The organism is Mycobacterium sp. 012931, assembly GCF_000419295.1.
GTDB lineage: Bacteria > Actinomycetota > Actinomycetes > Mycobacteriales > Mycobacteriaceae > Mycobacterium > Mycobacterium marinum.
The window spans coordinates 4,615,571-4,631,494 of record NZ_AOPX01000001.1 but is presented as its reverse complement, the minus strand read 5'-3'; the positions used below and the strand labels follow the sequence as shown (position 1 = coordinate 4,631,494).

10 protein-coding genes and 1 pseudogene are annotated in these 15,924 nt (G+C 65.1%); 5 read left to right on the top strand and 6 right to left on the bottom strand.

Features of this window, described 5'->3' with window-relative positions; genetic code table 11:
* Window positions 1–78: 78 nt before the first annotated feature.
* Window positions 79–1,683: pseudogene (locus MMSP_RS20360) on the bottom strand (adenylate/guanylate cyclase domain-containing protein).
* Window positions 1,684–1,827: 144 nt separating this feature from the next.
* Window positions 1,828–2,805, bottom strand: a complete 978-nt coding sequence (locus MMSP_RS20355) for a hypothetical protein (protein ID WP_369797332.1) — start codon at window positions 2,803–2,805, stop codon at window positions 1,828–1,830.
* Between the two features lie 145 nt (window positions 2,806–2,950).
* On the opposite strand from MMSP_RS20355, the gene nucS reads away from it, so the two are divergent.
* Both nucS and MMSP_RS26325 read left to right on the top strand, forming a co-directional pair.
* Window positions 2,951–3,622 carry an endonuclease NucS gene (gene nucS, locus MMSP_RS20350; protein WP_020788132.1) on the top strand — a complete coding sequence of 224 codons (672 nt, stop codon included), beginning with the start codon at window positions 2,951–2,953 and terminating at the stop codon, window positions 3,620–3,622.
* A 22-nt stretch (window positions 3,623–3,644) separates the two neighbouring features.
* On the top strand, window positions 3,645–3,938 hold the full coding sequence (locus MMSP_RS26325; RefSeq protein WP_081652186.1) for a hypothetical protein: 294 nt from the start codon (window positions 3,645–3,647) through the stop codon (window positions 3,936–3,938).
* On the opposite strand, the gene mce is transcribed toward MMSP_RS26325, so the two are convergent.
* The gene (mce, locus tag MMSP_RS20345; protein ID WP_020788130.1) at window positions 3,935–4,402 is read right to left on the bottom strand and encodes a methylmalonyl-CoA epimerase; all 468 of its coding nucleotides are present in this window, start codon (window positions 4,400–4,402) and stop codon (window positions 3,935–3,937) included. The genes MMSP_RS26325 and mce overlap by 4 nt on opposite strands.
* Window positions 4,403–4,484: 82 nt before the next feature.
* Between mce and MMSP_RS20340 the strand changes: the two genes are divergently transcribed.
* Window positions 4,485–5,666: an acetyl-CoA C-acetyltransferase gene (locus tag MMSP_RS20340; protein ID WP_020788129.1), complete on the top strand. Its 1,182-nt coding sequence runs from the start codon at window positions 4,485–4,487 to the stop codon at window positions 5,664–5,666.
* A gap of 177 nt (window positions 5,667–5,843) precedes the next feature.
* Window positions 5,844–6,758: a tetratricopeptide repeat protein gene (locus MMSP_RS20335; RefSeq protein ID WP_036426786.1), complete on the top strand. Its 915-nt coding sequence runs from the start codon at window positions 5,844–5,846 to the stop codon at window positions 6,756–6,758.
* Window positions 6,759–6,824: 66 nt separating this feature from the next.
* Here MMSP_RS20335 and glgB read toward each other — a convergent pair whose 3' ends face one another.
* Together glgB and MMSP_RS20325 are read right to left on the bottom strand one after the other, a co-directional pair.
* A complete protein-coding gene (gene glgB, locus MMSP_RS20330) occupies window positions 6,825–9,020 on the bottom strand; it encodes a 1,4-alpha-glucan branching protein GlgB (RefSeq protein WP_020788127.1) in 2,196 nt (731 codons plus the stop codon).
* A gap of 6 nt (window positions 9,021–9,026) precedes the next feature.
* On the bottom strand, window positions 9,027–11,114 hold the full coding sequence (locus MMSP_RS20325) for an alpha-1,4-glucan--maltose-1-phosphate maltosyltransferase (protein WP_020788126.1): 2,088 nt from the start codon (window positions 11,112–11,114) through the stop codon (window positions 9,027–9,029).
* Window positions 11,115–11,303: 189 nt separating this feature from the next.
* Here MMSP_RS20325 and MMSP_RS20320 point away from each other — a divergent pair, with 189 nt between their 5' ends.
* Window positions 11,304–13,895, top strand: coding sequence for a glycosyltransferase family 1 protein (locus MMSP_RS20320; RefSeq protein ID WP_020788125.1), 2,592 nt, complete (start codon window positions 11,304–11,306; stop codon window positions 13,893–13,895).
* On the opposite strand, the gene MMSP_RS20315 is transcribed toward MMSP_RS20320, so the two are convergent.
* Window positions 13,892–15,913 (bottom strand): ATP-dependent DNA helicase, encoded by a 2,022-nt coding sequence (locus MMSP_RS20315; protein ID WP_020788124.1) that lies wholly within the window; start codon window positions 15,911–15,913, stop codon window positions 13,892–13,894. The two genes, MMSP_RS20320 and MMSP_RS20315, sit on opposite strands and share 4 nt — an antisense overlap.
* Between the last annotated feature and the right edge of the window lie 11 nt (window positions 15,914–15,924).

Genomic DNA, 15,924 nt, shown 5'->3' with positions numbered 1-15,924 from the left:
CACATCGCCGGGTCCGTCTCGGTGTGGACAGGGAGTCGGGGTGGTCGTATGGAACTGGACTCCCAGCGCGGCCAGGTTTCAGATGGGTGCGGCCAGGCGGGTGGGTTGGTCGTGGCCGCGAAGTGTCACGGTCTTGCCGACAGACCAGAGCGCACGTTCGTCGTGGCTGGCGCCGTCGGGTGCGGCCCCTGACGCCAGCAACCGGCCCGGGTGGTCTTTGGCGAGCTCGCACAGGCGGGCGGCCTCGTTGACGGGTTCGCCGATCACCGTGTACTCGAAGCGCTCCTTGGAACCGACGTTGCCGGCCACCACCTGTCCTGCCGCCACGCCGATGCCCGCCTGGCATTCGGGTACTTCGCTGGCCAGCCGTGCGGCGATGGTTCGCGCCGCGGCCAGGGCCTGATCCTCGGGTCGCTCGAGGTGGTTGGGCGCTCCGAAGATCGCCAGCGATGCGTCACCGGCGAATTTGTTGACCAGCCCGCGATGGCGATCCACCTCGTCGACGACCACGGCGAAAAACCGGTTGAGCAGCGCGACGACATCGGCCGGCGGCTGGCTGGTGACCAATTTGGTGGAGCCGACGATGTCGATGAAGACCACGGCGACGTGGCGTTCTTCGCCGCCGAGTTTGGGCCGTTCCCGTTCGGCGGCGATCGCCACCTCGCGCCCGAAGTGGCGGCCAAACAGGTCGCGCACTCGTTCACGCTCGCGCAGGCCGTCGACCATCGTGTTGAAACCGCGTTGTAGCTCGCCGAGCTCTGTCCCGTCGAAGACCACCAGATCCCGCTGCAGGTCGCCGTTGGCCACCCGATTGAGGGCCGCACGGACCACGCGGACCGGTGTCGCGGTCAGCCACGACATGATCCACATCAGGATGAAGCCGAAGATCAATGTGCCCGTCGACACGATGACTACACCGATAGCGAACTGGACCTTGGTCAGGCTCCCCTTCACCAACTCGGAGATCGCCATCAGGTTGATGCCGACGAGAGGCCCGCCCGATCCGAGCAGCCACACCATCATCGTTCGGCCCATGATTCCCGGTGCGAAGCGTTGCGGCGGTGGGGCCGCCTCCAGCGCCTGCGCCGCGACCGGACGCAGTGCGAACTCGGTGAGCAGATAGGCGCCGGTGGCGACGAGAACCCCGCAAATGCTCACCATGAAGAGAAAGCGCGGGATGAACAACGGGTTGGCCAGGCCGTAGAGGATCGTCGACGCCACCGCCCCGACGCCCCACAAGGTGGCGGTGGCGAGCGCGACTTGCCGCGGCACTCGGAAAGTGCTGCGCGCATCAGCGTGGCTGGGCGGACGTTCCTCGAGCGCCCAGCGCAGCGTCTGAACGGTTCGTCGGGTAATCTAATACGTCCCCAGCACCAGCGCAACCACGATGTAGGCTGGCGCCACCACGAACGTGACCCACCACGGTGCGTCGGTGAACACGTTCGGTGCCGGAATGGCGACGATCGCTATCAACAGGACGACGCCAATTCCGACCAAATTCGCGAATACGATGACGCTGGTCAGAATGACTTGGATGCGTATCCGCCGGCTGCGCTGGTTTTCCAACACCTGCCCCAGTAACCAGGAGCCGTAAGCGGGCGGCTCGGTTAGTTGGTCACCTTGGTCGATTACCTGCACGAATACTCGGCGTAAGCGCTGCCCCACTGCTGTTGTGGACACCATGGTGGCGCCAGCCTAATTCCTTGAGCGAGGTATCCGGCCGAAGATGATCCCGACGCCGTGTGTCGCGTTCCGCTGGCCAGTCAGCACATTCGAGCTGATGGGATCCCTGTCGGGAAGTGGCGTGGGATGCCAGCGCCATGGGTTTCAGATGGGTGCGGCCAGGCGGGTGGGTTGGTCGTGGCCGCGTAGTGTCACGGTCTTGCCGACAGACCAGAGCGCACGTTCGTCGTGGCTGGCGCCGTCGAGTGCGGCCCCTGACGCCAGCAACCGGCCCGGGTGGTCTTTGGCGAGCTCGCACAGGCGGGCGGCCTCGTTGACGGGATGCACCGGTGTCGCGGTCAGCCACGACATGATCCACATCAGGATGAAACCGAAGATCAGCGTTGCCATCGACACGATGAGTACCCCGACCGCGAACTGGGTCTCCGACAGGTTGCGCAACGCAATCTGGAAGATGGCTACCAGGGCGATGCCGACCACCGGAACTCCCGAACCAAGCAGCCACACCATCATGGTTCGGCCCATGATGCCCGAGGACAATCGCCGTGGCGGCGGCCCCGCCGCCAACGCCTGAGCCGCGACCGGACGCAAGGCAAACTCGGTGAGCAGATAGCTGCCGGTGGCGACCAGCACCCCGCAGAATGTCACGGCGAACAGAAACCGTGGGATGAACATGGTGTTGGCCATGCCATACAGAGTCGTCAGCAGGACCGCTCCGGATCCCCACAGAATCAGGTCGACGACGGCCACTCGCCACGCGGCCAGGAATGTGTTGCGCTCGTCCTCCGGCGTCGGCTGGCGTTCCTCGATCGCCCATCGCAGGGCAAGCACCGTCCGTCGGGTGATCCAATACGTTCCCAGCGCCAGCGCAACCACGATGTAGGACGGCACCACCACGAACGTGATCCACCACGGTGCTTCGGTGAAAACGCTCGGTGATGGGATTGCGACGGTCACCAGCAGGATGGACACCGCGATCCCGAGCAGATTCGCGACCACGACCATGACCGTCAGGATCGTTTGGATGCGTATCCGTCGGCGTTGTTGGCTCTCCGAGACCCGACCGAGCAGCCATGAGCCGTACGCCGGTGTCTCCGGCAGCCGCCCGCTTTGACGGGTCACCCTTTCGAGCACCCGCCCCAGGCGCTGCGCAACGCCCTTCTTGGCGCCACTCTTGGCGCCTTTCTTGCTGCCCGTCTCGGCCGGTCTTCGTCGACGGCATGGTGGCGTCAGCCTAATTTGTCGGGCACGCTCTAAGGTGATTCGGGTGCGTCTAGTCATTGCTCAATGCACCGTCGACTACGTTGGCCGCCTCACCGCACATCTGCCGTCCGCGCGCAGGTTGCTGTTGTTCAAGGCCGATGGTTCGGTCAGCGTGCATGCCGACGACCGTGCCTATAAGCCGTTGAACTGGATGAGTCCGCCCTGCTGGTTGACCGAAGAGCCCGGCGGCGACTCACCGGTGTGGGTGGTGACCAACAAAGGTGGCGAACAGCTGCGCATCTCCGTCGAAGAAATCGAGCACGACTCCAGCCACGAGCTGGGGGTCGATCCCGGATTGGTGAAGGACGGTGTGGAGGCCCACCTGCAGGTGCTGCTCGCCGAGCATGTTCAGCTGCTGGGGGAGGGGTACACGCTGGTCCGGCGGGAGTACATGACCGCGATCGGGCCGGTGGACCTGTTGTGCCGCGATGAAAGCGGAGGAGCGGTTGCGGTGGAGATCAAGCGCCGCGGTGAAATCGACGGTGTGGAGCAGCTCACCCGCTATCTCGAGTTGCTCAACCGTGACAGCGTGCTGGCACCGGTGAAAGGCGTGTTCGCGGCTCAACAGATCAAGCCACAGGCCCGCACTCTGGCCACCGACCGGGGTATCTGTTGTGTGACATTGGATTACGACAAGATGCGTGGGATGGACAGTGACGAGTACCGGCTGTTCTGAGCGCCGCGATTAGACTGGCCGGATGGCTCGGCGCCGCGGATCCCCACGCCGGCAGCGGCCGATGTCCTTCTCACCGATGTTGCGCCGGGTGGAGGCAGGGCCGGACGGCTACGACTACGAAGTGCGCCCAATTGCGGCGGCCCGCGCCGTCAAGACCTATCGGTGTCCGGGGTGCGACCACGAAATCCGTTCGGGCACTGCACATGTGGTGGTATGGCCGATTGAGCTACCGGGAGCGGCGGACGACCGGCGGCACTGGCACACGTCGTGCTGGGCAAGCCGCGCAACTCGCAGTCCGACGCGTAAGTGGTCTTAGACCCTGCGGGCCGGCTCCACCAGTTCGATGAGGACGCCACCCGCGTCCTTCGGGTGGATGAAGTTGATCCGCGAATCCGCGGTGCCCCGTCGAGGGGTCTCGTAGACCAAACGGATGCCCTGAGCCCGCAGCTGCTCGCTCAGTTTCTCGAGATTGCGTACCCGGCAGGCGAACTGCTGGATGCCCGGACCCCGCTTCTGCAGGAACTTCGCGATCACTGACGACTCGTCGATCGGCGCCATCAACTGGATTTGGGTCGTCTCGAGGGCGCTGGGCACCGCCAGCATCGCCTCACGGATTCCCTGGTCGTCGTTGACTTCCTCGTGGACTAGAATCAGCCCCAAGTGGTCGTGGTACCACTCGATGGCCGCATCTAGATCGGCGACGGCGATGCCGACGTGATCGAGCCCGGTCACCAGTGAGGTTTCCAGAATCTGACGGGCGTCAACTTGATCGGTCGTCATAACACAACGGTAACCTCATAGCGGAGAATCTGCTTCTTCGGGTTGGCCGGATCGGCCGTTCCGTTGCGCTTAGGAGGTAGTCATGACGACGTCGGTGATCGTTGCTGGAGCCCGGACACCGATCGGTCGGTTGATGGGTTCGCTGAAGGATTTCAGCGCGAGCGACCTGGGCGCGATCGCCATCAAGGCAGCCTTGGAGAAGGGGAATGTGCCGGCCTCACTGGTCGAGTACGTGATCATGGGCCAGGTGCTCACGGCGGGCGCGGGACAGATGCCCGCGCGGCAGGCCGCGGTCGCGGCGGGCATCGGCTGGGACGTACCCGCGCTGACGATCAACAAGATGTGTCTGTCCGGCATCGACGCCATCGCGCTGGCGGACCAGCTCATTCGGGCCGGGGAGTTCGAAGTGGTGGTCGCCGGTGGTCAGGAATCCATGACCAAGGCGCCTCATCTGCTGATGGATAGCAGGCCCGGCTACAAATACGGCGATGTCACCGTGCTGGACCACATGGCCTACGACGGACTGCACGACGCCTTCACCGATCAGCCCATGGGCGCTCTCACCGAGCAACGCAACGACGTGGACGGTTTCACCCGGCGCCAGCAAGACGAATACTCGGCCGCGTCGCATCAAAAAGCGGCAGCTGCCTGGAAAGATGGCGTCTTCGCCGATGAAGTGGTGCCGGTGAGTGTGCCTCAGCGCAAGGGCGATCCGCTGCAGTTCAGCGAAGACGAAGGAATCCGGGCCAACACCACCGCCGATTCCCTGGCGGGCCTCAAGCCGGCGTTTCGCAAGGACGGCACCGTCACCGCAGGCTCATCATCGCAGATTTCCGACGGTGCGGCCGCGGTCGTGGTGATGAGCAAGGAAAAGGCCCAGGAATTGGGGCTGACTTGGCTGGTCGAGATCGGTGCGCACGGTGTGGCGGCGGGCCCGGACTCGACGCTGCAGTCGCAGCCGGCCAACGCGATCAAGAAGGCCCTGGACAAAGAGGGCATCACGGCCGACCAGCTCGATGTGGTGGAGATCAACGAGGCATTCGCCGCCGTTGCCTTGGCCTCGACCAAGGAACTTGGACTCGATCCGGAGATCGTCAACGTCAACGGTGGTGCGATCGCCTTCGGGCACCCGATCGGTATGTCGGGGGTCCGCATCACGCTGCACGTTGCGCTGGAGCTGGCACGGCGCGGTTCGGGCTACGGGGTCGCCGCGCTGTGTGGTGGCGGAGGGCAGGGCGACGCCCTGATTCTGCGCGCCGGATAGGCCCTCCCGAGGGCTCGCCGAGGTTGCTGGATGCGAGCCGGCAAGGGGTGGTGTGAGATTGGTCATAATTCCGCGGCCCAGGCGCCGTGGGCGTATTCAGGGCACTCAATTGGCCAGTCGTGAGACCGCCGCGACCGGGTGGATCGGTAGCCGACGCGGCGTGACAGACTTGATCACGTGACGCGTCCCCGACCTCCGATCGGGCCGGCCTTGGCAGGTGCGGTCGATCTTTCCGGTCTCAAGCAACGAGCCCAACAAGACACCGCGGCAGGCGGCGCTTCCGGCAAGGCGCCCGCGGATCAGCCTGGTGTGGTTGAGGTCACCGAGGCCAACTTCGAAGACGAGGTGATTGGCCGGTCCGACGAAGTGCCCGTTGTGGTGGTGCTGTGGTCACCGCGCAGCGATGTGTGCGTCGAACTGGTCGACACGCTGTCCGGCCTTGCCGCCGCCGATATGGGCAAGTGGCGGCTTGCCGCGGTCAACGTCGACGTGGTGCCTCGAGTCGCTCAGATATTCGGTGTGCAAGCGGTGCCAACGGTGGTGGCTTTGGCTGCGGCGCAGCCGATTTCGAGCTTTCAGGGGCCCCAGCCTGCCGAGCAACTGCGCCTCTGGGTGGATTCTCTGCTGTCGGCGACCGACGGAAAGCTAAGCGGTGTAGCGGGTTCGGAGGATGCCGAGGAAGTCGATCCAACTGTGGCCCAGGCCCGCGCGGAACTCGAGGAAGGCGACTTCGACGCCGCAAGAGGGTCGTATCAGGCGGTGCTGGACGCCAATCCAAACAGCGTCGAAGCGAAGGCGGCCATTCGTCAGATCGACTTCCTTTCGCGGGCAACCGCTCAGCGGCCCGATGCCGTCCTTGTTGCCGACGCCGCTCCGGATGATGTCGATGCGGCGTTTGCGGCCGCCGACGTGCAAGTCCTCAGTCAGGACGTCACCGGGGCATTCGAACGTCTGGTTGCGTTGGTACGACGCACCTCCGGTGACGAACGCGCCAGGGTGCGCACTCGGCTGATCGAGCTGTTCGAGCTCTTTGACCCTGCCGACCCCGAGGTGATCGCGGGCCGGCGCAGCCTGGCCAGCGCGCTCTACTGACGGCCGGCAGCATCAACCGCCCCGCTGATGCCGGGCGGGTGGCGGTGGCGCCGGCGTCGATCGCGGCTAGGCGGGTTCCAGCCACAGCGCCGACGAGGGCGGCAGCACCAGCACCGCGGATGCCGGACGGCCGTGCCATGGCTCCGCGGTGGCATCAACGCCGCCGAAATTACCGACTCCTGAGCCGTTGTAGATCGTTGCGTCGGTATTGAGCACCTCACGCCAACGACCGGCGATCGGCAGGCCGAGGCGATAGTCGCTGTGTTCTGAACCCGCGAAGTTGAATATGCAGGCCATCACCGAGCCGTCGCTGCCATGCCGCAGGAAGCTCAAGACATTGTTCGCCGAGTCGTTGGCGTCGATCCAGGAATAGCCCTCGGGGGTGGTGTCCTGACTCCACAATGCGCAATGGTCGCAGTAGATCTCGTTGATGTCGCGGACCAAGCGCAAAACGCCATTAGAGAAGCCATTCTCGTCGAGTTGGAACCAGTCCAGGCCGCGCTGTTCGGACCACTCGGCGCGCTGACCGAACTCCTGTCCCATGAACAGCAGTTGCTTGCCGGGGTGGGCCCATTGGTAGGCGAGCAGGCTCCGCAAGCCGGCGGCCTTGGTGTGATTGCTACCCGGCATCCGGCCCCATAACGTGCCTTTGCCGTGGACCACCTCATCGTGACTCAGCGGCAGCACGTAGTTCTCGCTGAACGCGTACAGCATCGAGAACGTCATCTCGTGATGGTGGTAGCTGCGATAGATGGGATCGCGGCTGACGTAGTCGAGCGTGTCGTGCATCCAGCCCATGTTCCATTTCATCGAGAAGCCCAGGCCGCCAATGCTAGTTGGTCGAGTCACCCCGGGCCACGAGGTGGACTCCTCGGCAATGGTGACGATGCCCGGCGCTGCCTTGTGCGCTGTGGCATTCATTTCCTGCAGGAACTGCACCGCCTCCAGGTTCTCTCGCCCTCCGTAGATGTTCGGTGTCCAGCCGTCCTGCGGGCGGGAGTAGTCCAGATACAGCATCGACGCCACCGCGTCCACCCGCAGGCCATCGATGTGGAACTGCTCGATCCAGTACAACGCGTTGGCCACCAGGAAGTTGCGCACCTCAGGCCGGCCGAAGTCGAAAACGTAAGTTCCCCAGTCTAGTTGCTCACCCCTTTTGGGGTCCGAGTGTTCGTAGAGCGGTGTCCCGTCGAACCGCCCTAGGGCCCATGCATCCTTGGGGAAGTGCGCGGGCACCCAGTCCACGATGACCCCGATGCCCGCTTGGTGCAGTGCATCGACCAAGGCTTGGAAGTCGTCGGGGGTGCCGAACCTGGATGTCGGCGCGTAGTAGGACGTGACCTGGTATCCCCACGACCCGGCGAACGGATGCTCTGCAACGGGGAGTAGCTCTACGTGAGTGAACTTATGTGCCACAACGTAATCCGTCAGCTCCGTGGCGAGCTGGCGATAGCTGAGGCCGGGTCGCCACGAACCTAGGTGGACCTCGTAGGTGCTCATCGGCTCGAATACCGGATTGCGTTGTGCACGCTCGGTCATCCAGTCGCCGTCGCCCCAGCTGTAGTCGCTTACGGTTACCCGCGATGCCGTCTGGGGCGGTACTTCGGTGCCGAAGGCGAACGGGTCGGCCCGCTCCGAGACCACACCGTCGGCTCCGTGTACCCGGAACTTGTAGAGCCCGTCGGCGGGGAAGTCGGGCCAGAATAATTCCCACACCCCCGAGGAACCCAACACCCGCATGGGAGCCTCACTGCCGCTCCATCCGTTGAAGTCGCCGATCAGGCTGACCCCCTCGGCGTTGGGAGCCCACACCGCGAAGGACACCCCGTGGACCACGCCGTCGGCTGTGGTGAACGAGCGGGGGTGGGCGCCGAGCGCCTCCCAGAGTCGCTCATGGCGGCCCTCGGCGAACAGGTGCAGGTCCACCTCGCCCAGGGTGGGCAGGAAGCGGTACGCGTCGGCAACCGTGAACGGCTCCGAGTTCTCATAGCTGACTTGCAGTCGGTAGTCGATGAGGTCGACAAAGGGCAGCGCGACGGCGAACAAGCCAGACTCGATGTGCTGCATCGGAAACCGGTCGTCACCGACTATGGCGATCACTTCTGCCGCGTGCGGCCGAAACGCACGGATGACAGTGTGGTCGCCGTACTCGTGGGCGCCCAGGACGCCATGCGGATTGTGGTGTGAACCGGCGACTAGGCGCGCCAAGTCGTTGGGTTCGGGCGCCAGGTGCGTCCCGGCGAGTTGGTCGGTTCTGCTCACTGCCCCTCACCTCCTGCGTAGCAATGTGATTCGAGATTGTTCCGGTATAAGTGGCATGTTGATGATGTGGGCAACCGCTCGGCCCGGATCGATGCGAATGTAATTGGTTTGCCCCCACTGATATTCCTCGCCGGTTACTTCGTCACGTACCCAGAACCGGTCGTAGGGCTCCATGCCCAATGCGTGCATGTCCAACGACAGTGTGGCCACCTCGGGCGTGAAGGCATTCAGCGTCACGACCACCAGAACGCAGTCGCCGGTGGCCGGGTCGAACTTGCTGTAGGCCAGCAACGCGTCATTGTCGACATGGTGGAAGTAGATCGTGCGCAACTGCTGCAGTGCCGGATGCAGTCGCCGAATCGCGTTGAGCTGTGTGATGAACGGTTCCAGTGATCTGCCCTCGGCGAGAGCACCCGCGAAGTCACGAGGACGCAGTTCATACTTCTCCGAGTCCAGGTACTCCTCGCTGCCCTCGCGCACGGCGCGGTGCTCGAACAACTCATAGCCCGAGTACACGCCCCAAGCGGGACCCATGGTGGCGGCCAGCACCGCGCGGATGGCGAACATGCCTGGGCCATGGTGCTGCAGCACGGCGTGCAGGATGTCGGGGGTGTTGACGAAGAGGTTGGGCCGTCGGAAGTCGGCGAGCTTGGCTATGTCGTTGCCGAATTCGGTGAGCTCCCACTTGGCGGTCCGCCAGGTGAAATAGCTGTAGGACTGGGTGAAGCCGAGCTTGGCCAGTCCGTACTGACGGGCCGGCGGCGTGAACGCCTCGGACAGGAACAGGACGTCGGGGTCGACGGCCTTGATCTGGCCGATCAGCCAAGCCCAGAAATTGGGCGGCTTGGTGTGCGGGTTGTCAACTCGAAAGAACTTGACCCCATGGTCGATCCAATATTGCACCACCCGCAAGACTTCGGCGTAGAGCCCGGCAGGGTCGTTGTCGAAGTTGAGCGGATAGATGTCCTGGTACTTCTTCGGCGGATTCTCCGCGTAGGCGATGGTGCCGTCCGGCAACTCCGTGAACCAGTTGCGGTGTTCACGCGCCCATGGGTGATCCGGAGCGCACTGCAGCGCGAGATCCAGGGCGACCTCCATGCCCAGATCGCGCGCCGTTGCCACGAACTCATCAAAGTCGTCGATGGCGCCCAGGTCCGGATGGACCGCGTCGTGACCACCCTCGTCGCTGCCGATCGCCCACGGAGATCCGACATCCCCGGGTACGGCGGTGGGGTTGTTGTTGGGGCCCTTGCGGTGCACCTTGCCGATCGGGTGAATCGGCGGAAGGTAGACCACGTCGAATCCCATGCCCGCGATGCGGGGGAGTTGTGCCGTCGCGGTGGCGAAGGTCCCGTGCACCGGCTTGCCCTCGTCGTCCCAACCACCGGTCGAGCGGGGGAACATCTCATACCAGGCCCCGAAGCGCGCCACGGGCCGATCGACCCAGACTCCGAGCTGCTTGCCGCGGGTGACCAGATCCCGCAGCGGATACAGCTCGAGCACTTCGTCGATCTCGGGCGTCAGCGCCAGGGCCGAGCGAGTCACCGGATCGCCCGGGGCCTGCAATGCTGCCGCGGCCTCCATCAGCGGCCAGCGTTGTGCGCGCGGCACCCCGGTCGCGGCGCGCTCCAGCAGCGCCGCGCCGACCAGCAGGTCGTTGGACAGCTCGCTCTCGCCCTGCCCGGCGTCGAGTTTGGCCACCAGCCCGTGCCGCCAGCTGTGAATCGGGTCACCCCAGCCGTCGACGCGAAACGTCCACAGCCCGACGCTGTCGGGGGTGAACTGACCGTGGAAGACGAAGGGCTCTTCGCCCATGGTCATCGGAAACAGCAATGGCTTGACCCGCTGTTGTTCGGCCGGCCTGGTGCTCAGCTCCGCTTCCGCGGCCGCAGCCGCCTGGATCCTTCGTACATCCGCGACTTGCGGATAGCGCGCTCCCAAATAGCGCACCACCAGCGTCGCGGCCACCGCCTCGTGACCTTCCCGCCATACCGACGCGCTAACCGGAATCACCTCACCGATCACCGCTTTGGCGGGGTATGTGCCACATGAGACGACGGGCTGGACGTTATCGATCTCGACACGACCGGGCACCGATCACTCCGTTCCTGGCTCACCACCCCGGACGATTACCAGCAGATGTCGCCGGGGTTTCTTCGTGTGTCGCTGTCTGCTCGTCTCCTAGCGCCCCATACCCACCCTAGTGTCAGACCACACCGGAGGGGCCCAAGCAGTCGATCTCTAGCCGTGCGCACCTAGAAATCCTCAGTAATGTTTATTCGCGTGAAAGCCCTTCGCCGCTTTACCGTCCGCACGCATCTGCCCGACCGTCTGGCCGCGCTCTACCAGCTTTCGACGAACCTGCGGTGGTCGTGGGAAAAGCCGACGCAAGACCTGTTCGCGAGCATCGATCCGGCGCTGTGGACCAGCTGTGGCCACGACCCGGTGGCGGTGCTGGGCGCGGTCAAGCCCGCGCGGCTCGATGAACTGGCGCTCGACGAAGAGTTCCTGGGGCGACTCGACGCGCTTGCCGCCGATCTCAACGACTACCTCAACCGTCCGCTGTGGTACCAGCAGCAGGAGGCCGACGGCGTTGCGATGCCCACCGGCATCGCCTACTTCTCGATGGAATTCGGCGTCGCCGAGGTGTTGCCCAACTACTCCGGCGGACTGGGGATTCTGGCTGGTGACCACCTCAAGGCCGCCTCCGATCTGGGGTTGCCGCTGATCGCGGTCGGTCTATATTACCGTTCCGGCTACTTTCGGCAGTCGCTGACCGCAGACGGCTGGCAGCAGGAAACCTATCCATCGCTGGACCCGCAAGGCCTGCCGTTGCGCCTGCTCACCAACGCCAACGGCGACCCAGTGCTGGTCGAGCTGACGTTGCCGGATTCGGCTCGGCTGCGGGCCCAGATCTGGGTGGCGCAGGTCGGTCGGGTTCCGCTGCTGCTGCTCGACTCCGATGTTCCAGAAAACGAACACGACCTACGCAGCGTCACCGACCGGCTCTACGGTGGCGATCAGGAACACCGCATCAAGCAGGAGATCCTGGCCGGCATCGGCGGGATTCGGGCCATTCGGGCATTCACCGCAATCCAGGGCCTGCCCGCCCCCGAGGTGTTCCACATGAACGAGGGGCACGCCGGATTCCTCGGCGCCGAGCGGATCCGTGAGCTGATCACCGACGCGGGACTGGACTTCGACACCGCGTTGACGGTGGTGCGCTCCAGCACGGTGTTCACCACGCACACGCCCGTACCCGCCGGTATCGACCGGTTCCCGGTGGAGATGGTGCAGCGCTATTTCGCCGATGACGAGCCCACGTTGCTGCCCGGGGTGCCCACCGAGCGCATCCTTGCCCTGGGCGCAGAAGACGATCCCACCAAGTTCAACATGGCCCACATGGGCCTGCGCCTAGCGCAGCGCGCCAATGGCGTCTCGCTGTTGCACGGCAGGGTGAGCCGGGCCATGTTCAACGAGTTGTGGCCGGGATTCGATCATGACGACGTGCCGATCGGATCGATCACCAACGGTGTGCACGCGCGCACCTGGGCGGCCCCCCAGTGGCTGGAACTCGGTCGCGAACTGGCCGGCTCGGACTCGTTCAGCATGCCCGCCGTGTGGCTACGACTGAATCAGGTGGACCCCGGCCATCTGTGGTGGATCCGTTCCCAACTGCGATCGTTGCTGGTGGAGGACGTGCGGGCGCGGCTGCGGCAGTCACGGCTGGAGCGAGGTGCATCCGAGGCCGAACTGGGTTGGATACCAACGGCATTCGATCCTGATGTGTTGACCGTAGGTTTTGCCCGCCGAGTCCCGACGTATAAGCGTCTGACGTTGATGTTGCGTGATTCGGATCGGTTGGAAAAGCTCTTGCTGGATCCGCAACGGCCGATACAGCTGATTGTTGCCGGAAAATCGCATCCGGCCGATGACGGCGGCAAGGCGCTGATCCAGCAAGTGGTGCGTTTTGCCGACCGGCCAGAGGTGCGGCACCGCATCGCTTTCCTGCCCAACTACGACATGTCGATGGCCCGATTCCTGTACTGGGGTTGCGACATTTGGCTGAACAATCCGCTGCGACCGCTGGAAGCCTGTGGCACTTCAGGAATGAAGAGTGCGCTCAACGGTGGGCTGAATCTGTCCATTCGCGACGGCTGGTGGGACGAATGGTACGACGGCGAAAATGGTTGGGAAATACCGTCTGCGGATGGGGTGGCCGATCCGGAACGACGCGACGACCTGGAGGCCAGCGCACTCTACGACCTGCTGGAGCATTCGGTGGCGCCAAAGTTCTACGAGCGCGACGAACGGGGGGTGCCGCCGCGCTGGATCGAGATGGTGCGCCACACCTTGCAGACACTTGGCCCGAAGGTGCTGGCGTCGCGGATGGTGCGCGACTACACGGAGCGGTATTACGCACCAGCGGCACAATCGCGGCGCAAGACCATCGCCACCGCCGAGGACGGCACCGAGTACCAGGCGGCCCGCGAGTTGGCCGCCTACCGCCGACGTGTGGAAGCGGCCTGGCCCAGCATCGAGATCACCGACGTCGACAGCACGGGGCTGCCCGACACCCCATTGCTGGGATCGAAGCTGACTCTTACCGCGATCGTGCAACTGGCCGGGCTGGCGCCCGATGAAGTGACGGTGCAAGCGGTGCTGGGCAGAGTCGACGCCGGCGATGTTCTGGTTGACCCGGTCACCGTCGAGATGTCTTATGCCGGTCACGCCGACGCGGGCAACCAGGTCTTCTCAACGACGACCCCGCTGCCGATGGCGGGTGCTCTGGGATACACGGTGCGCGTGCTTCCGCGCCATCCGATGCTGGCCGCCAGCAACGAACTCGGGCTGGTCACCCTCGCTACCCGCTAGGTCTCGTCGAGTTCGGCCAATCGCTGCAGTGCCTGGCGAACCTGGGTGCCATTGGTGGTCTGCCAGAACGGGGGTAGCGAGTCGCGCAGATAGCTCCCATACCGGGCGGTCGCCATCCGCGAGTCCAGAACTGCGACCACGCCCCGGTCGGTGACGCGGCGTAACAGCCGTCCCGCCCCCTGCGCCAGCAGCAGCGCCGCGTGGTTGGCCGCGACGGCCATGAAACCATTGCCGCCCCGGGCCGCCACCGCCCGTTGCCGGGCACTGAGCAACGGGTCGTCCGGGCGCGGAAATGGGATGCGGTCGATCAGCACCAGGGACAACGATGGTCCGGGCACGTCGACGCCCTGCCACAGCGACAACGTGCCGAACAACGAGGTGGCGGCGTCGTCGGCGAACTGCTCGACAAGTGCGGAGGTGCTGTCGTCGCCCTGGCACAGCACCGGTGTCGAGAGCCGCTCCCGCATGGCTTCCGCTGCGGCGCGGGCCGCCCGCATCGAGGAGAACAGGCCCAGGGTGCGCCCACCGGCCGCGGTGATGAGCTCGGCGATTTCGGTCAGCTGCTCGGCCGCAGCCGCTCCCTCCCGGCCGGGCGGTGGGAGGTGGGCGGCCACATAGAGGATTCCCGACTTGGCGTGGTGAAACGGTGATCCGACGTCGAGGCCACGCCACGGCGTGCGTTGTTCGGCCGCTTCGCTTTTGGGGTCGGTCCTAGGTTCGGTCAGGCCCCAGGCCGTGGCCATGGCATCGAAGCTTCCGCCCACCGTCAGCGTTGCCGAGGTCAACACCGTCGTCGATCGGGAGAACACCGTGGCGGCCAGCAGCCCGGCCACCGACAGCGGTGCTACCCGCAGTACGGCCCGCGGCGAACCCCGGTTTTCCTCGTGTTCGAGCCAGACCACATCGGTGCGGTCGGGGATGGGCGGCGTGAATGAGGTCAGGATTCGTGACGCGGTATCAGAGATGTCGGCCAACGCCGCGGCGGATTCGGCGCGCGCTGATGCGGCCGCGGCGTCGCTGGTGCCGGAGATCGCCGAGCGGGCCGCGGCGGCGGCATCGCGCAGCGCGGTCAGGTAGGTCGCCAACTCATCGTCGAGGTGGTCGATGCGGCCGGGCGTCCCGTCGTGAATGGCCGAGGCGAAGGTGGTCGATGCCGCATCCAACCGCTGGGTCAGCTCCGGACTCACCAGACGCGCGATGCGCCGCGTCGCCGCGCTGAGGGCGGCTGAGGTCAGTTCCGCGGTGGCCACCGAGGTCACCCGGTCGGTCAACTCGTGCGCCTCGTCGACGACCAGTAGCGAATGTTCCGGCAGCACTGTCGATTCCGCGACAGCATCGATGGCCAGCAACGCGTGGTTGGTGACGACGATGTCGGCGCCACCGGCGCGGCTGCGCGCACGTTCCGAGAAACACTCGGATCCGTAGGGACAGCGGGCCACGCCGATGCATTCCCGCGCCGAGACGCTGACCTGGGGCCAGGACCGTTCAGCGACCCCAGGCTTGAGGTCGTCGCGGTCACCGGTGTCGGTGGTGGACGCCCATTCGGTCAGTCGTGCCACGTCGCGGCCCAGTGCGGTGGCGGCCATCGGGTTGAAGAGTTCCTCTTGCGGCTGATCGTCGGCTTCCGGATCGCTGGTCGAGCCATCGCTGTGGATCTTATTCAGACATAGATAGTTTCGTCGCCCCTTGAGCAGCGCGAACCGCGGTTGGCGGGGGAGTGCATCGGCGAGTGCGTCGGCCAGCCGGGGTAGGTCGCGATCGACGAGCTGGCGCTGCAGCGCAATTGTTGCGGTAGACACCACCACGGGTGCGTTGTCGTCGAGCGCGCGCACAACCGCCGGAATCAGGTACGCCAGCGATTTGCCGGTGCCGGTGCCGGCCTGAACAACCAAGTGCTCGCCGGACTGGAATGACCGCGCAACAGCGTCGGCCATCTCCACCTGGCCGGGACGTTCGCTGCCACCCACTGCGGCCACGGCAATCGCCAGCAGCTCGGGAACGGACGCAGACTCGGGCACGGGACGTGGTT